Annotated in this window: 18 protein-coding genes; 9 read left to right on the forward strand and 9 right to left on the reverse strand. The window is 72.1% G+C overall.

Annotated features, from left to right (window positions below; translation table 11 throughout):
- Window positions 1–128: 128 nt before the first annotated feature.
- On the reverse strand, window positions 129–1,250 hold the full coding sequence (locus AB0K02_RS24830) for an AI-2E family transporter (protein ID WP_365994725.1): 1,122 nt from the start codon (window positions 1,248–1,250) through the stop codon (window positions 129–131).
- A 362-nt stretch (window positions 1,251–1,612) separates the two neighbouring features.
- On the opposite strand from AB0K02_RS24830, the gene AB0K02_RS24835 reads away from it, so the two are divergent.
- Window positions 1,613–2,794, forward strand: a complete 1,182-nt coding sequence (locus tag AB0K02_RS24835) for a hypothetical protein (RefSeq protein ID WP_365994726.1) — start codon at window positions 1,613–1,615, stop codon at window positions 2,792–2,794.
- Between the two features lie 150 nt (window positions 2,795–2,944).
- Here AB0K02_RS24835 and AB0K02_RS24840 read toward each other — a convergent pair whose 3' ends face one another.
- The 3 genes from AB0K02_RS24840 to AB0K02_RS24850 form a co-directional block, all read right to left on the reverse strand.
- The gene (locus AB0K02_RS24840) at window positions 2,945–3,145 is read right to left on the reverse strand and encodes a hypothetical protein (RefSeq protein ID WP_365994727.1); all 201 of its coding nucleotides are present in this window, start codon (window positions 3,143–3,145) and stop codon (window positions 2,945–2,947) included.
- A 103-nt stretch (window positions 3,146–3,248) separates the two neighbouring features.
- A complete protein-coding gene (locus AB0K02_RS24845; RefSeq protein ID WP_365994728.1) occupies window positions 3,249–3,560 on the reverse strand; it encodes a hypothetical protein in 312 nt (103 codons plus the stop codon).
- Between the two features lie 192 nt (window positions 3,561–3,752).
- The gene (locus AB0K02_RS24850) at window positions 3,753–8,288 is read right to left on the reverse strand and encodes a cation-translocating P-type ATPase (RefSeq protein WP_365994729.1); all 4,536 of its coding nucleotides are present in this window, start codon (window positions 8,286–8,288) and stop codon (window positions 3,753–3,755) included.
- Between the two features lie 181 nt (window positions 8,289–8,469).
- Here AB0K02_RS24850 and AB0K02_RS24855 point away from each other — a divergent pair, with 181 nt between their 5' ends.
- The gene (locus tag AB0K02_RS24855) at window positions 8,470–8,865 is read left to right on the forward strand and encodes a hypothetical protein (RefSeq protein ID WP_365994730.1); all 396 of its coding nucleotides are present in this window, start codon (window positions 8,470–8,472) and stop codon (window positions 8,863–8,865) included.
- A gap of 161 nt (window positions 8,866–9,026) precedes the next feature.
- Entirely contained in the window at window positions 9,027–9,260 is a 234-nt protein-coding gene (locus AB0K02_RS24860) for a hypothetical protein (RefSeq protein ID WP_365994731.1), read from the forward strand.
- A gap of 251 nt (window positions 9,261–9,511) precedes the next feature.
- Here the strand turns inward: AB0K02_RS24860 and AB0K02_RS24865 are convergent, their stop codons facing one another.
- Together AB0K02_RS24865 and AB0K02_RS24870 are read right to left on the reverse strand one after the other, a co-directional pair.
- Window positions 9,512–9,847, reverse strand: coding sequence for a hypothetical protein (locus AB0K02_RS24865; protein WP_365994732.1), 336 nt, complete (start codon window positions 9,845–9,847; stop codon window positions 9,512–9,514).
- Window positions 9,848–10,085: 238 nt separating this feature from the next.
- The gene (locus AB0K02_RS24870) at window positions 10,086–11,003 is read right to left on the reverse strand and encodes an EamA family transporter (RefSeq protein ID WP_365994733.1); all 918 of its coding nucleotides are present in this window, start codon (window positions 11,001–11,003) and stop codon (window positions 10,086–10,088) included.
- Window positions 11,004–11,071: 68 nt separating this feature from the next.
- On the opposite strand from AB0K02_RS24870, the gene AB0K02_RS24875 reads away from it, so the two are divergent.
- From AB0K02_RS24875 to AB0K02_RS24895, 5 genes are all read left to right on the forward strand, one after another.
- A complete protein-coding gene (locus tag AB0K02_RS24875; protein WP_365994734.1) occupies window positions 11,072–11,926 on the forward strand; it encodes a LysR family transcriptional regulator in 855 nt (284 codons plus the stop codon).
- Between the two features lie 446 nt (window positions 11,927–12,372).
- Entirely contained in the window at window positions 12,373–12,957 is a 585-nt protein-coding gene (locus AB0K02_RS24880) for a hypothetical protein (protein ID WP_365994735.1), read from the forward strand.
- A 693-nt stretch (window positions 12,958–13,650) separates the two neighbouring features.
- On the forward strand, window positions 13,651–14,832 hold the full coding sequence (locus AB0K02_RS24885; RefSeq protein ID WP_365994767.1) for a serine hydrolase domain-containing protein: 1,182 nt from the start codon (window positions 13,651–13,653) through the stop codon (window positions 14,830–14,832).
- Between the two features lie 4 nt (window positions 14,833–14,836).
- Window positions 14,837–15,247, forward strand: a complete 411-nt coding sequence (locus AB0K02_RS24890; protein WP_365994736.1) for a DUF3052 domain-containing protein — start codon at window positions 14,837–14,839, stop codon at window positions 15,245–15,247.
- Window positions 15,248–15,353: 106 nt separating this feature from the next.
- The gene (locus tag AB0K02_RS24895; protein WP_365994737.1) at window positions 15,354–16,160 is read left to right on the forward strand and encodes a nucleotidyltransferase; all 807 of its coding nucleotides are present in this window, start codon (window positions 15,354–15,356) and stop codon (window positions 16,158–16,160) included.
- 74 nt (window positions 16,161–16,234) lie between these two features.
- Here the strand turns inward: AB0K02_RS24895 and AB0K02_RS24900 are convergent, their stop codons facing one another.
- Together AB0K02_RS24900 and AB0K02_RS24905 are read right to left on the reverse strand one after the other, a co-directional pair.
- Entirely contained in the window at window positions 16,235–16,834 is a 600-nt protein-coding gene (locus tag AB0K02_RS24900; protein ID WP_365994768.1) for a dihydrofolate reductase family protein, read from the reverse strand.
- Between the two features lie 217 nt (window positions 16,835–17,051).
- Window positions 17,052–17,543, reverse strand: a complete 492-nt coding sequence (locus AB0K02_RS24905; protein ID WP_365994738.1) for a lamin tail domain-containing protein — start codon at window positions 17,541–17,543, stop codon at window positions 17,052–17,054.
- 278 nt (window positions 17,544–17,821) lie between these two features.
- Here AB0K02_RS24905 and AB0K02_RS24910 point away from each other — a divergent pair, with 278 nt between their 5' ends.
- Window positions 17,822–18,385 carry a hemerythrin domain-containing protein gene (locus tag AB0K02_RS24910; protein ID WP_365994739.1) on the forward strand — a complete coding sequence of 188 codons (564 nt, stop codon included), beginning with the start codon at window positions 17,822–17,824 and terminating at the stop codon, window positions 18,383–18,385.
- A gap of 34 nt (window positions 18,386–18,419) precedes the next feature.
- On the opposite strand, the gene AB0K02_RS24915 is transcribed toward AB0K02_RS24910, so the two are convergent.
- On the reverse strand, window positions 18,420–19,547 hold the full coding sequence (locus tag AB0K02_RS24915; protein WP_365994740.1) for a M20 family metallopeptidase: 1,128 nt from the start codon (window positions 19,545–19,547) through the stop codon (window positions 18,420–18,422).
- Window positions 19,548–19,569: the final 22 nt, after the last annotated feature.

The following is a 19,569-nucleotide window of genomic DNA, read 5'->3' on the forward strand; positions in this document are numbered from 1 at the left end:
CATACCGGCCCGGGGCAGTTGCAGGGGCGCCGCCGAACCACCCGGATGCCGCCTATGACATCTCGTCACACAACACATGAACACCCCGGAACGGCGGGCCGTGCCTCACCGGGTCTCGATCCGGGCGGCTACGGCAACACGGCGGCCCCTGCCGCCGGCTCGTCCCTCTCCGGGCCCGGCTCCGGCAGCGGGTCGCCCAGCTGCTCGCGCAGGTAGTTCCAGACCACTGCGATCAGCGCGGCGACCGGCACCGCGAGCAGGCTGCCCACGACTCCGGCCAGGCTGCCTCCCAGCGTCACCGCCAGCAGGATCACCGCCGCGTGCAGGCCGAGCCCGCGACTTTGGATCATGGGCTGGAACACGTTGCCCTCGAGCTGCTGCACCACGACGATGACGGCCAGCACGATCAGCGCGTCCGTCAGGCCGTTCGAGACCAGCGCGATGAGCACCGCGACCAGACCGGCGAACAGGGCGCCCACGATCGGCACGAACGCGGATACGAACGTCAGCACCGCGAGCGGGAGCACCAGGGGTACGCCCAGAATCCACAGGCCGAGGCCGATCAGGACGGCGTCGAGCAGGCCCACGAACGCCTGCGAACGCACGAACGCGCCCAGGGTCTCCCACCCGCGCTCGGCCACGGTCGGGACGTCGGTGGCGAGCCGTCCGGGGAGCTGGCGGGCGAGCCATGGCAGGAAGCGCGGTCCGTCCTTGAGGAAGAAGAACATCAGGAAGAGGGCGAGGACGGCGGTGACCACACCGTTGAACACGGTGCCAACTCCTGTGGCGACAGCGGTGACCATGCTGCCGACGCTGTCCTGGACGCGCGCGATCCCGGTGTCGAGGGCACGGCTGATCTGGTCGTCGCCGACGTTCAGCGGCGGCCCTGCGGCCCACTCGCGCAGCCTCTGGATGCCTTCGACCACGCCGTCGGTCAACTCCCCGGACTGGGACGACACGGGCACCGCGATCAGCGCCACGATCCCCGCGGCAACCAGAAGGAACAGCACGGTCACGGCGGACGCGGCCAGGGCGGGCGGCCAGCCGCACCGGCGCAGGAAGCGAGCCAGGGGCCACGTCAGCGTGGTGAGGAACAGGCCCACGACGAGCGGCCAGACGACCGACCACATCCGGCCCAGCAGCCAGAGGACCGCCGCGGCCGTCACGAGGACCATCAGCAACTCACCGGAGACACGCGCCGAGGTACGGAGGGCGGCGCGGGTTCTCGTCGAACTCAGCGTGGCAGACATGGAGGTCACTTTATGGGTACTCCAGTGACGGCCATGCACCGGTGAGCGCGGCGAACAGCGAGCCCGCACTTGGGGCGGCAGCACCCCGGGTACAGCGGCGGCGTCACAGGCCGGGCAGATCCGGTACGGCAGCCCGGCGGGCATGCCCCGGCGCTCGTCCTCGCCGAGGTCACCGCCGACGGTGCGGCAGAGGTGGCGTTTGACGGAGGCCTGGTCTCCAAACGCGGTCCGTATGCCTGACGTGCCGCTCGCTGCCGCAACAACCCAGAAAATTTCCGGCTTCCGGCCCCTCCCCCGTATCCCCCGCCGGGTACACGGCACCATACTGGGGCCCGTCCTCGACCGCCCCACAGAACGCCTCCATGCCAAAGACCAGTACCTCCGTGACCGCCGCCCCCGACACCACGTGGCTGGGACACGGACGCCACCTCGGGCCCGCGCCCGAGCAGGACGTCCGGCGCAACCTCATCGCGCTCAAGGCCGCTGGGGTCATCGACGATTTCCTCGACCTCGCTCCCGCCGACGCCTCCTCCGCAGGTCCGGGCGGCCTGCCTCCCGCGCTCGACACCGCCGACAGCGCCGCCCCGCCAAATTCCGCGGTACGCCGCCTCATCGAGGCCCGCTGGCGCGTGGACGGCGGCGTCACCGTGCGTGCCCAGCTGACGACCTTCGACTCCCCGGGTCGGCCGCGGGACGGCCAGGCGGTCGCCTGGACGCTGGCCGCGGAGGCCGAGCGGGCCTGGGACCAGCGGTGGCCGTCCCCCGCCGGCATGTTCTGGCCCGACGACGACCGCATCGCCTGGGACCACGACGCCGTACCCGGGCCGCGCCTGCGGACCACCAATCCGCTGCCCGGCGACGACAAGGAGATGCGCCGCCTCCTCAAGGACTGCGCCCGCGACAGCTGGAACATCCATGTCGTCGTCCACGAGGCGATGACCCCCGACGCGCGCGGCCGCCTGCCCCTCACGCCCTACCTGCCGCCGAGCCTGCGCCATCGGGTCGTGGAGCACCGAGCCGCGCCGGACCAGTTCCAGATCGTCAACTGGGCGCTGAAGGACCTGGGAGTTCGGGTGCCCCGCGGCGGTGCGGCGGTGCTGCCCACGGCGTCGACGGGCCCGGAGTTCGACGCCGAACGCTTCGCCGTCCGCACTGTCTTCCTGGACGGCTCGGAGCCGACGGAACTCGTCGAGAGGATCACGGCCTTCGCCGCTCTGCCGCGAACCCTGACCACGGGCGCGGAGCAGGCCCTGGACAGTCTTCGCCGCCGCTGGCATCTGCTCACCATGGAGGAGGAGCTGGCCTACACCCGCGATCTCGTCACCAGGTACGCCGAGGCACTCGACGCCATGACCGCGTCCCGCGACCTGTACCGGGAGGCGGCCGAACTGGCCCGGGCCGCACTGGCGGAGGCGACCGGATCGGACGGCCTGCCGCTTCCGCGTCCGGCCGGGGCCCGCAGGCCCGACAACTCCCCGCGGAGTGTGCTGACCAAGGCTCTGGGGCGCTTCAAGGACGCATCGCGCCAGCACCCTCAGAAGTGACGGACCCGTCGTGGCCGGGCGTTCGGGCCGGTGCCGGGTGCCCGGTGCCTCGCGAGCGCGTCGCGGCTCGGCTCCCTCGGCGTTCGGCTGCCCCGGCGTTCTGAGCCGTCTCCTCCGGGCGCGCCTGGAGGCCGGCCCCACGGGTGCGGGTCAGTCCTCCTCGTCCTTCTCCCGCCCCTTCAGGGGTTCTCCCGCGCCGGTGCCGTGCGGGTCGTATCCCTCGGCGGCGCTTGCCGTGCCGGGCACGGTGCGCTCGCCGGCCTGCTGTTCGCGCCCCGAGTGGGCGCCGGGACCGCGGTCGGCCCGATCGCCTCGGCGGGCCTTTCGGGGGGACTCGTGCTTCTTCGTCATGGTCGTTCGTCCTTGTCGCAATGAGGACCGGCTCGCTGCGAGACCGGTCCGGCTCGATGGGCCGACGGTGGTCCGGCATGCGTGCCGGGGCGGTGCCGCCCGGTCAGAACGGCGGATCCCCGCTGCCCTCGATCACCAGGAGCCCTGCGTCGAAGCTGCGGCGACTCACGACGAAATCCCCGACACGGCCGTCGGGCATCCGCAGGTGGCGCTCGGCCGCATGGGTCACCGTGTCGGCAACCTCTTCGTCCCTGACCTCGAGCTTGCCGTTCCAGTCGGCCGCGCCCTCGACCCACGCCTCCGTCGGGCCGAACGCCGCCACGTGACGCTGCTCCACCCACGAACGCAAGTCCGCTTTCGCCGGATACTCGGTGCCGTCGGCGATCACCGTGACGTCGCCTCGGTAGACGTCCATACGCCCAGTGTGCGCCGGAGTGCGCCGCCATGCCTCACGTAAGCCCGGCAACGCACGCCGGGCGCAGGGCTGCACGCGCCGTTCGCCCTCGACCACGATCCGTTGCCCTCGACGACCGTACGCAGGAACCGGCATGGTGCGTCGCCGACTTGAGCGCCCGAGCCGTTGTCGTGGCCGGCTCCTCCCGCGACGTCAGCGGGTGCCCGGTCGCGGCGCCGGCTTCGGGGGCCGGACGCGAGGCCGCCCGTCGGCCGTCCGCCGCGGATCCCGTTCCGCCTCCCCGCCCGGCGGCTCGGCGGCCGGGGACACGAGCCGGTCGGTCTCCGGCCCCTGCCCGGCGGCCGCCTGCTCGGTCATCGACGAGATGAGCGGGGACAGGACGAGACCCAGGAGGGAGGCCGCGGTGATCGCACCGAGGGCGATGCCCCAGGCGACCGGTCCGAGTGGTGTGCAGCCGAAGAACTGGCTGATGCCGGGGGTCTGGATGATGGCGACGAGCACGGCCGCGGAACCGAGCCCCGCCGCCAGGACGTTGCGGTCGGTGCCGCCGGTGACGAGGGTCTGGGCGAGCTGGGTGCCGACGACGGCGGCGAGGGCGACGGTGCCGGCTCGCCGTGCACGGCCGGTCAGGCGCGCCGCACCCCAGGCCAGGGCCGCGCCGGTCGCGGTGACGGCGCCGCGCAGCAGCATCTCGTGGGTGAGGGCGGTGCCGAGGGAGCGGTGCGGGCCCTCCTTGAGGAGCCGTTCGCCGGCTTGGCCGGCTGGTTCGCGTACGGCGATGGCGAGCGAGGGGGCGAGGTCGGTGAGCAGGTTGACCAGCATGATCTGGCGGGCGTTGAGCGGGGTGGTGCCGGTGAGGGCCGAGATGAGGACGCTGAAGGTGACCTCTCCGAGGTTCCCGCCGATGAGGATGCCGAGCGCGGCGCGGACGGATGCCCACATGGCCCGGCCCTCCATGAGGGCCGCGACGATGGTCTCCAGACGGTCGTCGCCGACGACGAGGTCGGCGGCGGCGGTCGCGGCAGGCGTGCCGCGGCGGCCGAGTGCGATGCCGATGTCGGCGAGCCGGATGGCGGGCGCGTCGTTGGCTCCGTCGCCGGTCATGGCGACGACACGGCCGAGGCGCTGGTAGGCCTGGACGATACGGACCTTGTGGTGGGGGCTGCAGCGGGCGATGACGTCCACGTGCGGCAGGAGTTCGTCCAGGGCGTCGTCGTCGAGCTGGTCGATGTCCGGGCCGGTGCACACCTCGGGTTCCGTGACGTCGCTGATGACGGAGGCGATGGCGTCGGCGGTGGCGGGGTGGTCGCCGGTCAGCATGACGGTCTGGACGCCGGCCTCGTGCAGCCGGGCCGTGGCGGGGGCCGCGCTGGTGCGCACGGGGTCGGCGAGGGTGACGAAGCCGAGGAAGACGAGGTCGCGGACGGTCTCGTCGGTGAGGTCCTCGCCGGGTTCCATGCGGCGTTCCGCGACCGCGAGGACGCGGCGGCCGGCCCCGGCGAGCCTCTCGGCCACGGCGGTCAGTTCCTGGCCTGCCGCCTCGTCGAGGGGGGTGACGTCACCGTGCGGCGGCCGGCGGCGGGCGCAGCGGGTCAGGACGTTCTCCGGTGCGCCCTTCACGCTGAGCAGCGTGCCGTGGGCGGTGTGCCCGGTCGTGGCGTGATAGGCGCGGGCGGGTTCGAAGGGGAGGGTGTCGCTGCGCCGCCAGCGGGGCGCCCCGAGGGACGCGGAGACCCTCGCCCGGCCGGCTCCTGCGGTCACGGCCCGGTCGGTCTGGTGGGCCATCGGTTCGGCCTGACGGGCGGGCGGGGTGGCGCGCAGTGCGGCGGCGAGGACTTCCTTGCACCGGGTGTCCAGCGCGTCGGCGGGAAGCGCGCGCTCGCCGTCGCTGACGTCGGCGAGCTGAAGCTTTCCCTCGGTGAGGGTGCCCGTCTTGTCGAAGCAGAGCACCTGGGCGCGGCCGAGCGCCTCGATGGTGCGGGGGTTGCGGACCAGGGCGCCGGCGTCGGCCAGGCGCCGGGCGGCCGCGAGTTGGGCGGCGTTGACGAGGAAGGGCAGACCTTCGGGGACGGAGGCGACGGCGAGGTTGACCGCCGATGCGAGGTTCTCGGTCAGGGGTCGTCCGTGCAGAACGCCGGACAGGGCCACCGCCGCGGCGGAGCCCAGGGCGACGGGCAGGCTGGACCGGGTGAGGGAGGTCAGCCGGGCCTCCACGCCCGTTTCGGGTGCGGCCTGCCGGGCCGTGGCCAGGCTGCGGCCGACTTCCGTGGCGGCTCCGACGGCGACCACGACGGCGACCGCCCGGCCGGCCGAGACCGTGGTGCCCTCGTACAGCATGGAGCGGCGGCCGGTGATGTGGGCCGAGACCACGGGTGCGGGGTCCTTTCCCACGGCGAGGGACTCGCCGGTGAGTGAGGACTCGTCGACTTCGAGGCCTTCGGCTTCCAGAAGCCGGCAGTCCGCGGGCACGACGTCCTCGGGGAGCAGCACGACGATGTCGCCGGGCACCAGGTCTCCGGCGGTGACCAGCCGTTCGCGGCCGCCTCGGCGCACCCGGGCGCCGATCGCGGAACGGGCGAAGAGTTCGGCGAGGGCGCGCTCGGTGCGTACCCGCTGGACGCCGCCCACCAGTGCGGACGTTGCGGTGATCGCGGCGACCAGCGCGGCGTCGGTGCGCGAACCCACCGCCGTGGCGAGCGCGGCGCCGGCCGCGAGGACGGGGGTCAGCGGGTTGGCCAGCTCCTCGACGAACGCGTGCGGCAGGCTCAGCTTCGGCGGCTCGCCCGTCGGGGAGTCGCTGCGCCGCGCGCCGGCCTCGTCCGCGGACAGTCCCTCACGTCGGGTGCGCAGACGTTCGAGGACGCGGTCCGCCGGCATCAGGTGCCAGGGGGTGGTGGCCACGGGCGGGGTCATGGGGCGGGCCAGCAGCTGCCGGGCGCGCCAGACGCCGAGGCAGAACGCCACGCTGCCGGCGGTGTTGCTCACGGCCATCGCGCGTGCGGTCGCCCGTGGGCCCGCGGACTGCAGCGCGGCCACCGCGCCGACGCCGCCGGCCCCGGCGGCCAGATGGTGGCTGTCGCGGTCCACCAGGGCGGCCGTACCGACCGCGTCCACGATCATGCCTGCCGCTTCCAGGTCGGTCCCGACCAGGAAGTGCGCTCCCCAGGGTGTGTGCTCGTCGTCGCCGTGGACGCCGACCGCGCAGTCGGCCGCGCCGAGCGCCCGTCTGTTGCCGGAGATCAGCAGCACCACGGCCCCGTCGGCCTGCAGGGTGCGTACGGATGCGGGCAGGCGGCTGCCGGCCGGCACGACGGTGTCGGCGAACGAGTGCCCCGGCCGGTCACGGTCGGAGGCCACCACCACGCGGGCTCCCGCGCGCCGGGCGGCCGCCGCGACGGCCTCGGCGCCCGGGGCGGACTGGGTGGCCAGGCCCGCGACCGCGAGCAGTCGCCTGCCCTTGGCCAGGCCGAGCACCTTCTCGCTGTCGCGGCGCCGCAGCCTGTCCTCGGCCCGCCGCCCGCTGGGGCCTGCCAGGTCCAGTTCGGGCAGCGGGCCCAGCACCCATCCTTCCGCCCGGTTCACGTCCAGGGGCCGGTCCGGGTCGAACAGCGCGAACAGCCGCTCGGACACCTCTCGCGGGTCGGCGCCGCCCAGCAGCTCGAGGTCGACGGGTTCGTACTGTTTGCCGCGCAGCGCGTCCTCGTCGAGGACGATGGTGTTGACCTGTCCCAGCCGCCGCAGCGCGCTGCGGTCCATCGTGACGACGCCACGCAGCGCCAGATGCCTGCCGAACGTGGTGGCGAAGCCCTCTCTGCCGGCGCCGGGCGCCGTCGGCACCGAGGCCAGGGCGACGGCGAGGGCGCGCCGGGGACCGGCGAAGGGCAGCACGGCGAGGCCGGCCAGGGCGCCGACGGCCATGGAGGTCTCCGCGTAGCGGTCTGCCCCGTCCTGCGGCAGCGGGCCGGGTCGCTCGCGCATCACCGCGTCGGCCGCCGCCTCCTCCGGACTGCGCACCAGTCGCGGCTGGGCCTCCTGCCAGGCCGCGCGTTCGGCGTTGGCCTCCCGCCATCCGGCGAGGCGCTGGAGGACGTCGAGCGCGATGCCGCCGCCGCGTGTCGCCACACCCTGTACCAGGGCGGTGACCACGGGCAGGACCGAATCGGCCCGCTCCGGCACACCGTCCAGCCCGTCGATCAGGTGGCGCAGCCGCGGGTGGCGCTGCACAGCGGCGGTCACGGCCGCCACCTCGGGCGGCAGCGAGAACCACGGGGCGATCCGGCGAGCCGTCGCGATGCCCAGGGCCACCGCGTCGGCGGCCAGGGCCGACATGGAGTCGGACGGTGTGCCCTCGGCCGGGTGATGCGGCTCCGGCTGCCACTCGTCGAACGCCTCCGCGTCCGCCGCGTGGTCGCCCTCCGCGCGCTCCACGCGTTCGACCAGCTCGCGCTCGGCCGGTGGGGGCGACGCGACGGCGACCACCACCCGCTCGGACGGCGCGTTCACCCGCGCCCACAGCACCCGGGGGTGTTCCTCCAGCGACCGCTCCACCCGTCGCGCGACCCTGGTGCCCTCCGCCCCGTGGACCCCGTGGACCTCGATGTAACAGCGTCCGGGGCACCATGACACCTCACGGCTCGGCGGACCCAGAAGCTGTCCGACCAGGCCCGCCGCCCCGCGCACACCTGCCGCGACCCCTGACACCACGTGGGACGCGAGCGGCCCCAGCAAGGACGCTCCCCACATCGGTGAAGCCGGCTGGGGCGACATGGGCCGTACCTCCCTCCACCGGAGCGCTGCCATGCGGTGAACCCGACGAATCCCAGTCTCATCCAGACAATGAGACGCGGCATTCGGGGAACACGGGCCTATATGTCTCCGGCGGACCGAGAACTCTAGTGAGGTGAGAGTCGTGACCGCCATGACGAACCCCGACGACCGCTCGTCCCCTCCGGGTGAGGACACGGCCCCCGGCGGGCAGGAAGTCCCACCCGGCCAGCAGGAGTCCGGCCGGTCGCAGCGCACGATCACCCTCACCGTTCCCTCGCTCGACCGCGTGGCGAGCGGTGCCCTCAACGCGGCCCTGCTGCCCGTGGCCGTCGCCCGCCAGGTGCTGCCCGCCAAGCGGGGGCTGCCCCTCTACGTCGGTCTCGGCGTCCTGGGGGCCGCGGACGTCATCGAATGGCCCGTGGCCATCGGCATCGGCCTCGGGTACGCCGTCCTGCGCCGCAGCGGGGGCGTCCTCACCGGGCCGCCGGGTCCGGCGGACCACACGACGCCCCGTTTCGGGAGCGAAGCGGCGGCATGAGGGGCGGGTGCTCCAACAGCGCACGGTCCCGGTCGGTGCCCTGCCCCGGCGCGCTGCCGGCCGGCGAATGAGCGCATAGCGGAAGCCGGGACGGTTACCCGGGGGTGAGCACCGACGGACGTGCGCCTCATCCATCCACCGAACCGAAGGGCGGGTCCACCATGGCGACCAACACCGAATCGGGCGGGGTCACCGGTACCAAGGACAAGGACTACAACCTGGTCTGGTACGTCGAGAACTGTCTGAGCAACGCTCTGCGACTGGAGACGTACATCCAGGACGCGGAACGCGAGAACGACGGCGAAGTCGCGGAGCTCTTCCGCAAGGCCCAGGCCGACAGCCGCAAGGGAGCCGAGCTGGGCAAGCAGCTGCTCCGCACCCGCATGGGCGGCTGACACCTCGTCCCGGACCGCATCGCGCCGCAGGCGGGCCTGGGCTCGCCTGCGGCGCGATGCGCTCGCCGGGCAGGCGGTCGACGAGCGCGCAGGTGCTTGGTTCCGACGGCCGGCGCCCCGGGGTGTCGTGGAGCCGGAGGGCGGGGGACGGTCGTCCTTTCCTTCCCACCGGCGAGGTGGTCGAGGCGCCCCAAGCGATCGACGACCGTGTCAACGACCGAGCCCGGCGGAGCCGTCGGCGCGGCACGGCTTCAGCTCAGCTCGGCGAGCGGCTGTACGTTCCACTCCCATCCGCCGGTCCGGCCGGGTTCGGCGACGACGACCTGGTCCTGGTCGCCGTCCCGCGCTGCCCGTCGCGCCCGGGCGACGGCGGCGACGAGCTCGATGTGGAAGTCGAGCGGAAGCACGTCGGCCCCCTCCACGGAGTCGGCGAGCACCACGGTCGTCGCGCCGTGCTGCCCGGCCTTGACGCTGTACTCGTTCGCACGCAGCAGGCTGATCGTGTCGGCCCGTACGAGGACGGAGGAGGCCGCCGACATGTCCGTGGCCGGGGCCGGGGTGCGGTGGAGCACCCATACGTCTGCCACAAGTCCCTCCCAGGGGCTCGAGGATCCCTTGCCGGCCGTCAGGCACCGAAACGCCACCCGCGGGGCCGGCCTCCGCAAGGGCGGCGAACACACTCCGCCCTGGGACAGCTTCGACCGCGGAGGCTCTCGCCCACCACTCCATGGGGAGCGCTTGGAGTGTCCCACTTACCTCCGCGCAACGGCCGGACCGCCACGGCACCGACCGCCCGCCTCGGCCCTGACGTGCCGCCGCCCGGGGTCAGGTGCGCGACGTGAGGATGCTGAGTGTGTTGGCGGTGACGATGGCTCCGACGGCGGCCCACTCCGTCCAGCCGAGGTTCTGACCGAGGACGATCCATCCGACCAGGGCGGCGAGTACGGGGTGGATGCTCATGAAGAGCCCGAAGGCCTGGGCCGGTACGCGGCGGAGGGTGAGCAGGTCCGCGAGGTACGGCACGGCCGAGGCCAGAATGCCCGCGGCGACGGCACAGCCGACCGCCTCCGCCGTCGGTGGGTATCGGAGGACGAGGACCAGACCGACCGGCAGGAACATCAGCGCGGACAGGCCGGCGGCGGCCGCGGTGCCCTGCGCTCCGGGCACGCGGCTGCCGACGGTGCGGTTCAGCAGGATGTACGACGCCCAGCAGACGGCGGCCAGCAGGCCCAGGCCCATCCCGAGGTAGTCGGTGGAAGGCTGCGGGCGCATGAGGGTGACGACGCCCGCTGCGGCGATCACCGCGCAGCACAGGTCTACGCGCCGGCGCGTGGCGGCCAGGGCGATGGCGAGCGGTCCGAGGAACTCCAGGGTCACCGCCAGGCCGAGGCCGATGCGCTCGATGGCGCTGTAGAGGGACAGGTTCATCGTGCCGAACACGACGGCCAGCAGGATCACCGGTCGCCACTGCCGCCACGTGAAGTCGCGCAGTCGGGGCCGGCCGATGGCGAGCAGGACGATCGCGGCGACGTACTGGCGCACCGCGACGACGCCGACGGGGCCGAGAACCGGAAAGGCGAGGGAGCCGGTCGCGGCGCCGATCTGGTTGGACAGGCCACTGCCGACCATGGTGGCCACGCCGGCCAGGGAACGGCCGCCGGGTCCGGGCGCGGATGGTACCGAAGCGGTCTGAGGGTGCGAGGACGCGACTGCTGCGGGGGCTGAGTCGGGCGCTGCGTGCATGCCGCGATCATGAGCTGCCGTGAGTGATGCGCAAAATGCACAGGCCGAGGCATCTATACGCTTGAGTCATGGATGTGGAACTGCGGCAGCTGCGTTGTCTCGTCGCGATCGTCGACGAGGGCACCTTCACCGATGCCGCCATCGCGCTCGGCGTCTCCCAGGCGGCGGTCTCGCGCACCCTGGCCTCTCTCGAAGTCGCCCTGGGCGCACGGCTGTTGCGGCGGACCTCTCGTGAGGTGGCCCCGACGGCGACGGGACTGCGCGTGGTGGCCCACGCGCGCCGGGTGCTCGGCGAGGTGGAGGACCTGGTCCGGGAGGCGACGTCCGGTCACACACTGCTGCGGATCGGATATGCGTGGTCGGCTGTCGGCCGCCATACGCTGGCGTTCCAGCGCCGTTGGGCGGCCGCGCACCCAAAGACCGAGCTGCACCTCGTCCGCGTCCATTCCGCCACGGCCGGGCTGGCGGAGGGAGCCTGCGACCTGGCCGTGGTGCGCAGGCCGCTGGACGAGCGCCGGTTCGACGCGGCCATCGTGGGGCTGGAGCGGCGCATGTGCGCCATGGCCTCCGACGACCCGCTGGCCCGCCGCCGCTCGGTCCGACTCGCCGATTTCAGCGGACGCGTCCTCCTCGTCGACCGGCGGACCGGCACCACGACGACGGAGCTGTGGCCGCCGGAGGCCCGCCCCGCGACCGAGGAGACGCACGACGTGGACGACTGGCTCACCCTGATCTCCACCGGCCGTTGCGTCGGAATGACCGCGGAGTCGACCGCCAACCAGTATCCGAGGCCAGGCGTCGTCTACCGTCCCGTCCGCGACGTCGAACCCATCGCCGTACGGCTCGCCTGGTGGCGGGAGGATCCGCACCCCGCCACCCAGGCCGCGGTCGAACTGCTCACCACCCTCTACCACAGGGCCTGAGGGCCACCGACGGAATTCGTCTGCCTGTGGCTTCATGGCTCTGGGCAGATGGAACTCCCGTGTGAACCCGTGGGATTCCCCTGGCGCGTGCGGTTCCCGCCCAGAGACCTCAGCCTGCTGAGCACGCGGTCGTGTCCTCACGGGCCGTCCATGCGGCCGGCGTCGCCCCGGGAGATCGGCGTTCGTGAGCTGGTCCGCCGACTCAAGCCTCGCTCGCACCCCGCGGCCCGCAACACGGTGGAGGAAGGCCTGGCGGACTTCGACACCCAGCAGATCGCCCCCATCGTGCCCGACAACTTGGATTCCTTATGAGGAGAGCCGTGGCCCCCGACCCGGCCCCCCGACCACGCGGCCCCCACCATGGTCACGAGCACACCGAAGGCCGAGTGACTTTGACGGACAGCCGGCTTTGTCGGGAGCTGCGGGGCGGCGGATAGCGTGGCGCCATGGCGATGACGAGGAAGCGGCGGGTCCTGTACCGGCAAGGCAGTGGGTTCTGGCGGATGACGGCGAAGTGGGTTCTGGTCTTCGGGGCCCTGTACCTGTTGGACGGCGGGCTGCTCCGATCGTGGGGCGACGCTCTGGTCTGGCCGATGATCGGGATCCTGCTGTGGGCGCCGTTCGGGGTCGGCGTCGTCTGGTATCCGAAGAAGGACCAGCGGGTCACGCTGACGACGCGTGAACTGCGTGTACGGCGCAAGCGGCTGCCGATGGAGGAGGTGAACCTCCTGCACGTGGCGCGGCTCTGGCTGGAGGGGCGGTCGACCGCGGACGACCAGCCGGTGCTGGAGTGGATACGGATCGACCGGGTGGTGTGGGTGCCGCTGCGGGACGGCCGGGCGTTCGGCGTGGAGTTTCGCGACCCGGCCGCGTTCGCCAAGGTCTTCGGCGCCTTCGCGGTCGCGGCGTGCGGCGGCCCGGAGATCGTCCGCGCGAGGGCCGCAGCGGCAACCTATCCGGAGCCGCGCCCGGTGCGGGTCCGCCCCACCGCCGACGGCTCCGGGCCGGACCTCCTGGACATCTTCAGCTGAGATGCGGGGCTTCATCTTGAGGGCTGTCCGGACCTCGATGTCCCGATGAGCTGACGGAGCGCCAGGCAATGCGGGCGCGGTCGTGCCGGGCCGCCTTGCTCTCTCCCCACGGACAGCTGGATCGCGACAGTCACCGGCGGTGTGGTGAACCAAACACCCCGGACACGTACGCGGACAGCTCCTGAGTGTCCTGGGCGGCCAGACGCAGGCCCAGACACCCGTCCGGCCGGATGAGGAAAGCGGTGGGCCCCTGCGCGGATAGAGGCGGCGGAACTCCCCACGGCTGTCGCGACGGACGGGAAGGCCGAAGAGGCCGGGCCCTGCGTCCGTCCCATCCTCCATCGTCGCCCGGCCGGCGTCGTCCGGCTACTCGTCCTCGCACGGCCGGGCCGGGTCGGACCCGGCTTCGGCCGCCCGGACCCTGTGGGGCGCGTCGGCCGCCGTCTCCGCGGGGACGGGCGCCCTGCGGAGACGGCGGCAGCCACGCAAGGCACGCACCGCGTGCACGCTTTCGCGAGGCACGCAACCCGGGTGCCACCATGCGTGGCCTGGGCGGCGGGCCTAGCGTGGAGGAGGAGTGATGTCCTCATCAGGGCGTCCTCGTCCGGACGTCCTCGCCTGGCAGGAGGTCTGCCCGTGAGGTATTCGCAGATGCGCTGGCGCAGGGCATGCGTGGCAATGGCCGCGGCCGCGATGCTGACGGTGCCGGTGTCCACAGGAAGCGCGTACGGCGCCGCACCGGCGGTGGGGCCGCCCGTCTCCGCGCCGGCCTCCGGCGACAACGACTTCCCCGAGCTCAGCCCGGCCGTCGCCGCACGTCTGGACACCGCGGTCCGGCAGGTCATGCGCGAGGCGAATGTGCCCGGCGTGATGGTCAGTCTGTCGGCGCCCGGCAAGGGGAGTTACGTCCGGACCTTCGGCATCGCCGACAAGGCCACCGGCGCTCCCATGGAGCCGAACCTGTACATGCGTATCGGCAGCGAGACCAAGACCTTCACCGTGACCGCACTGCTCGAACTGGTCGACGAGGGCAAGGTGGGTCTGAACGATCCGATCGACAAGTACATCAAGGGGGTTCCCAACGGGGACAGGATCACCTTGCGCAACCTGGCGAGCATGCGCAGCGGGCTGTTCAACTACTCCATGGACGAGGGCTTCGTCAAAGCACTGGTCTCCGATCCGGAGAAGCCCTTCACCCCCCAGCAGTTGCTGGACTACGCCTTCAAGCACCCGGTGCAGTTCCAGCCCGGTGAGGAGTTCGAGTACAGCAACACCAACCTGATCCTGCTCGGCCTGGTGGTGGAGAAGGTCGGCGGCATGCCACTGAACGAGTTCGTCGACCAGCGGGTCGTGAAGCCGGCCGGACTGCGCCACACCGTCTTCCCGACCGGCGCGGAGTTCCCCAGCCCGCACGCCCACGGCTACACCAACCAGACGGCCTCGGGGAAGGTCGAGGACACGGTGGACTGGAATCCCTCATGGGCCTGGGCGGCCGGGGCGATGGTCTCCACGCTGCGGGACCTGCGCAGTTGGGCGCGTACCGTCGCCACGGGCACCCTGCTGTCCCGCGAGACGCAGGAACAGCGCCTCAAGACGGAGCCGACCTCTATTCCGGGCGCCGGCTACGGGCTGGGCATCTTCGACATCCAGGGCTGGATCGGCCACAACGGCTCCCTGCCCGGCTACGAGTCCCTCACCATCTACCTTCCCGAGTCGCAGGCCACGCTGGTCGTGCTCATCAACACGGACATCCTGCAGGGCGAAACGGAGCCCAGCACCCTCTTCGGCGAGGCGATCACGCGCATCGTCACCCCCGACAACGTGTTCAACATTCCGGTCGTGGCGAGCCGGCCGTCGCCGTCGCCGACGTCCTGAGGAAATGACGAGCACGGGCCACTCGGGAACGCCCCTCGCGAGGAAAATCGGGGTCAGACCGGGCCAGCGGGTCCACGCGGCTCACCGCCCGCCGGGCTGGGAGATCCCCGGCCTGCCGGAAGGTGTGACTTTCGCCGACGACGGCACCGACGGCGCCGATGTCACCGTGGCCTTCTACCGCACGCACTCCGAACTCGCGGCCGAGGCACCCGGTCTGGTCGGCACTCTCGCGGACCCGGCCGCGCTGTGGATCGCCTGGCCGCGCCGGGCAGGCGGTCACGACAGCGACATCGACGAGAACGCCCTGCGTGAGCTGTTCCTGCCCCTCGGCGTCGTCGACGTGAAGGTCGCCGCGCTGGGCGAGGACTGGTCGGGACTGAAGTTCGTCCGGCGCAGGGAGCACCGCCGCCGCTGAACCACCGCCGCACGGACCGACGTCGCCGCTCCGGGCCCCACCGCGACGTCCGGCGCCACGGGAAATCCACTCGGCGCGGCGCGGCGGCACGAGGCACTGTGAACCCATGAGTGGACGAGGGCTGGAGAGCGACGGGACCATCGCGAGGGAAGGCTCGTCGAGCCGGGTGCCGGACGCCTTCGTACCCGTCGTCGATGCCGCCCGCGCTCAGATCACCGAGAAGTTCCCCGGCGACCGGCTGCACAGCGCCTACCTCTACGGCAGCATCCCCCGCGGCACCGCCGTCCCCGGTGTCTCCGATCTCGACCTGCTCCTCGCCCTCCGTGACGAACCCACCAAGGCCGATCGCATCGGTGCCGGAACGATCGAGGCCGCACTCGACCGTTCCTTCCCTCAGATCAACGGCGTCGGCATCCTCATGTCGAGCGCGCACACCCTGCTCAGCGAACGCGAACGCCATGACGGAGGCTTCTTCGTGGCCTGCCTGTGCACACCGCTGCTGGGCAGCGACCTCGGCGAACACCTTCCCCGCTACCGCCCGACGAGCCTGCTCGCCCGTGAGACGAACGGTGACCTCCCCCGCGTGCTCCCGCGGTGGCGTGCGCGCGCGGCCGAGGCGGTGACGGACGCCGGCCGAAGGGGCCTCAGCCGGATCGTCGGCCGCAAGATCGTCCGCAGCGGCTTCACCCTGATCATGCCCCGCTGGGGCGGCTGGACCAGCGACCTCGGGGAGTCGGCCGAACTCTTCGGCCGTTACTACCCCGAGCGCTGCGAACAGATGCGCCTGGCCGCGGCCGCCGGCCGCGCGCCCTCGGCCGACCCCGAGGTGCTGAGCCTGCTCATCGACCACCTGGGTCCCTGGCTCGCGGCCGAGTACACCGCCGTGCACGGCGACAAAGCGTCACGGCCCTGAGCCGGCGACGGATGTCGACGGTCAGGGCCGCTGCGGAGGCTCCCCCGCCGCGCCGGGGCGCGGGCGGGCCGGCCTTACGCCGAGGCGTTCCGGGCGTAGGTGAGGAACACCGCCCCGCTCTTCAGGACGGTGTGGTCCGTGAGTTCCCACGTGCGCGGATCGAAACCGGCCTTGTGGGAGAAGAGCGGTATCCCGGTGCCGATGGTCAGCGGGCCCAGTTTGACGATCAGCCCGTCGATCTCGGAGTAGAGCGCGCCGGCCAGTTCTCCACCGCCGAGCAGCCAGATGTCCTTGCCCTCCTGCTGCTTCAGCTCCCGTACCTTCTCGACCGGGTCCCCGGCGACGAGTTCCACGGCGGGGTCCGGGCTCTGCGTCAGAGTGCGGGAGAACACCAGGTGCCGCAGGTGCGGGTAGGCGTCGGTGACGCCGGCGTGGAGGCCGATCTCGTAGGAGCGGCGCCCTTCGAGAACGGTGTCGAAACGTGTGCCGCCCGCCGTGACGGACAGCGCGGCCCTGGCCGGGCCGGGGAGGGTCTCCGGGTACTCGGTGACGAGGTGCTGCACGTAGTCCTCGGAGATCGGCCAGAAGCCGTCCGGGCCGGTGGGGTCGGCACCGTCCGGTCCCGCGATGAAACCGTCGATGGTCGAGGCGATGTAGTAGACGAGTCTGCGCACGAGCACCCTTACGTTGTCCGTTGGTCGTGTGGAACATCATGAGGCCGGCGTGCCGTCGGGCACTGCCTCGCACCGGCTTCCCCGGCTGGAGCGAAGTGGCGTCAACGAGAGTACGCGTACGCGCTGTTGATGTCCGATGGCGGCGAAGCCGTCAGCCGCGGGCCCGGCTCGGCGGAGTGGGAGCCCACGAGCGGACGGCTCGCGCAGTCGTCACGTCTCAGTGGAACGTGATGTAGCCGTTGCCGTCGCGGTCGTTCGCGCTCTTGGTGTAGGAGTGCACGTCGGCGCGGCTGCCCGACGGCTTGTAGAAGTAGATCGTGTCCCCGTCGTTGTTCCATATGAAGTTGCAGTTGTCGCGGTAGACGACGTTGCCGGCGTCGGAGTCCGTGCCGTTGCCGCCACGGACCCTCACGTAGTCGCCGGGCTGCAGGTAGTGGTTGGCGGTGAAGGTGAAGCGGTTGCCGGCAGCGTCCTTGACGTAGTAGCCCCGCAGGTTGACCGTCACCGACGACGAGTAGTTCTTGATGGTCAGGTACTCCTCGTCCGTGTTGCCGGTCGAGCAGCTGTTGGAGTCTCTGCCCGGTGCGTCGTACTGGACGCCGCGGAGCTTGAGCGCGGAGGAGTATTCGGCTGCCTGGGCCGGGCTCGCGGTCAGAGCGGCGAGCGTTCCGGCCGTGACGGCCGCGGCGATGACGGCATGGGTGCGCACGTGAGGTCCCCCCTCAATAGTGTGATGAGCGGCAGAAGCCTACAGACCCGACGAGTCGCTTGTTAGCGTTTCAAGTTTCCTGTCCCGGACGATTCCGGGTCTCGCCCCGCCCACCGCGGCACCGGAACCGAATGCGACCCGATTGGGCTCACCGCCGACCGTGGGCGGCGGGGTAACGGTTGTGTGGGCTCGCCGCTCCGCCCATCGACGTGGACGACGTCACCGATTCGTCCCGGACCGGTGCGGCCGGTGCCCGTCACCAAGGACAGGGAGGCGTCATGGCACACGGCGGAAACGTCATCGAGGAACTGACCGCGGACCACCGCGAGGTCGATGCGCTGTTCGAGAAGATCGAAGGGCTGCCGACGGCCGACGGGAAGCGACGGGAGCTCGCCGACCGGCTCACCATGGAGCTGGTGCGGCACTCGGTCGCCGAGGAGGAGTACCTCTACCCGGCGGTGCGCCGGTACGTGGACGGCGGCGACGACCTGGCCGACAAGGAACTCGACGACCACGCCGAGGTCGAGCGCATGCTCAAGGAACTGGAGAGCTGCCGACCCGTCGACGACCGGTTCGACACGCTCCTCGGCCGCCTCAGGACGTCGGTCACCTCTCACGTCGAGGACGAGGAGAACCGCCTGTTTCCCCTGCTGGCCGACGCCTGCCCCGCCACCGCGCTCGACGAACTCGGCGAGCGGATCCGCTCCGCGAAGAAGGCGGCTCCGCCCCTGCCGCACCCGTCCGCTCCCGACAACCCGCCGGCGAACAAGATCCTCGCACCCGGCGCCAGCATGGTGGACCACCTGCGCGACCTGCTCACCGGCCGCGGCCGGCCCGGCTGACCCCGTCGCGGGGGTCACGGCCCCGTGCGATCGCTCACCGGTCGCGCGGGTCCTCGTTCTCCCCTGCGTTCCTCAACGCGTGCACCAGTCCGGCGACCAGGTTCTCCCGCTCGGCCATGGCCTCGATCACCAGGTACTCGTGGTCGGCGTGGGCGCCGCCTCCGACCGCCCCGAGGCCGTCGAGCGTCGGCACGCCCAGCGCGGCCGTGAAGTTGCCGTCACTTCCGCCGCCGACCGCCGTGCCTTCCAGGCCGGGAAGCAGCTTCTTCGCCACCGCGAAGAGCTCGGCCGACGCCGACTCGGGCATCGGTGGCCGGCCGACGGCTCCCCGCACCGTGATCTGCGCCCCGTCGAGATGGGGAGTCAGTGCCGCGAAGGCGGATTCGATGCGTTCCTGCTCGTCGGCCGACTCGACCCTCACGTCGACGACGACGGTCGCCTGTGCGGGAACGACGTTGTCCAGGGTTCCGGCGGACGCGACGGTCGGGGTGACGGTCGTGCCGATGTCGGGCCGGGCGAGCGCCGCGATGTCCAGTACCTGGTGCGATGCCTCGATCAGGGCGTTGATCCCGGCCGCGGGCTCAAGGCCCGCGTGCGACGCCCGGCCCGTGACGGAGACCTCGAACGTGCCGCACCCCTTGCGGCCGGTCTTCAGTGCGCCGCCGTCAGCGGCGCCTTCCAGCACGAGGACGGCGCCGCAGGCGAGGGCTCGTTCTTCGACGAGAGCGCGAGAGGAGCGTGAACCGACCTCTTCGTCGGCCGTCACCAGGATCTCGACGCCCGACCGGTCAGCCAGCGTGGCCAGGCCGTGAACGGCCTGGACCACACCCCCCAGCATGTCGAAGACCCCGGGGCCGGTGGCATGTCCGTTCTCGACCGTGAACGGGCGGCGTTCCAGCGTTCCGAGCGGAAACACCGTGTCGTGGTGACCGAGGATCAGCACTTCGGGGTCGCCACCGGCCGACCAGTGGACATGCGGCCCGGCCTCGCTCTCGACGAGGCGGGCGTGCCCGCCGAGGCGGCTCTCGATGACAGCGGCGACGGCTCTCGCCGAAGCCGTCAGGGCATCGAGGTCGCGCGAGGGAGACTCGGTCTCGACGAGTGTCCTGAGGTCCTCGATCATCGCGTCGACACTCACATCGACGCTCCGGTGCATCGTCACGGCGCAAGCGTACTTCGTGCGC

This window comes from Streptomyces sp. NPDC049597 (genome assembly GCF_040675505.1).
Classification (GTDB): Bacteria; Actinomycetota; Actinomycetes; order Streptomycetales; family Streptomycetaceae; genus Streptomyces.

Excerpts from the sequence above, each read along its gene's own strand:
- AB0K02_RS24830 (WP_365994725.1), bottom strand. The coding sequence starts at position 1,250 with ATGTCTGCCACGCTGAGTTCGACGAGAACCCGCGCCGCCCTCCGTACC.
- AB0K02_RS24835 (WP_365994726.1), top strand. The coding sequence starts at position 1,613 with ATGCCAAAGACCAGTACCTCCGTGACCGCCGCCCCCGACACCACGTGG.
- AB0K02_RS24840 (WP_365994727.1), bottom strand. The coding sequence starts at position 3,145 with ATGACGAAGAAGCACGAGTCCCCCCGAAAGGCCCGCCGAGGCGATCGG.
- AB0K02_RS24845 (WP_365994728.1), bottom strand. The coding sequence starts at position 3,560 with ATGGACGTCTACCGAGGCGACGTCACGGTGATCGCCGACGGCACCGAG.
- AB0K02_RS24860 (WP_365994731.1), top strand. The coding sequence starts at position 9,027 with ATGGCGACCAACACCGAATCGGGCGGGGTCACCGGTACCAAGGACAAG.
- AB0K02_RS24870 (WP_365994733.1), bottom strand. The coding sequence starts at position 11,003 with ATGCACGCAGCGCCCGACTCAGCCCCCGCAGCAGTCGCGTCCTCGCAC.
- AB0K02_RS24875 (WP_365994734.1), top strand. The coding sequence starts at position 11,072 with ATGGATGTGGAACTGCGGCAGCTGCGTTGTCTCGTCGCGATCGTCGAC.
- AB0K02_RS24880 (WP_365994735.1), top strand. The coding sequence starts at position 12,373 with ATGGCGATGACGAGGAAGCGGCGGGTCCTGTACCGGCAAGGCAGTGGG.
- AB0K02_RS24885 (WP_365994767.1), top strand. The coding sequence starts at position 13,651 with ATGCTGACGGTGCCGGTGTCCACAGGAAGCGCGTACGGCGCCGCACCG.
- AB0K02_RS24890 (WP_365994736.1), top strand. The coding sequence starts at position 14,837 with ATGACGAGCACGGGCCACTCGGGAACGCCCCTCGCGAGGAAAATCGGG.
- AB0K02_RS24895 (WP_365994737.1), top strand. The coding sequence starts at position 15,354 with ATGAGTGGACGAGGGCTGGAGAGCGACGGGACCATCGCGAGGGAAGGC.
- AB0K02_RS24910 (WP_365994739.1), top strand. The coding sequence starts at position 17,822 with ATGGCACACGGCGGAAACGTCATCGAGGAACTGACCGCGGACCACCGC.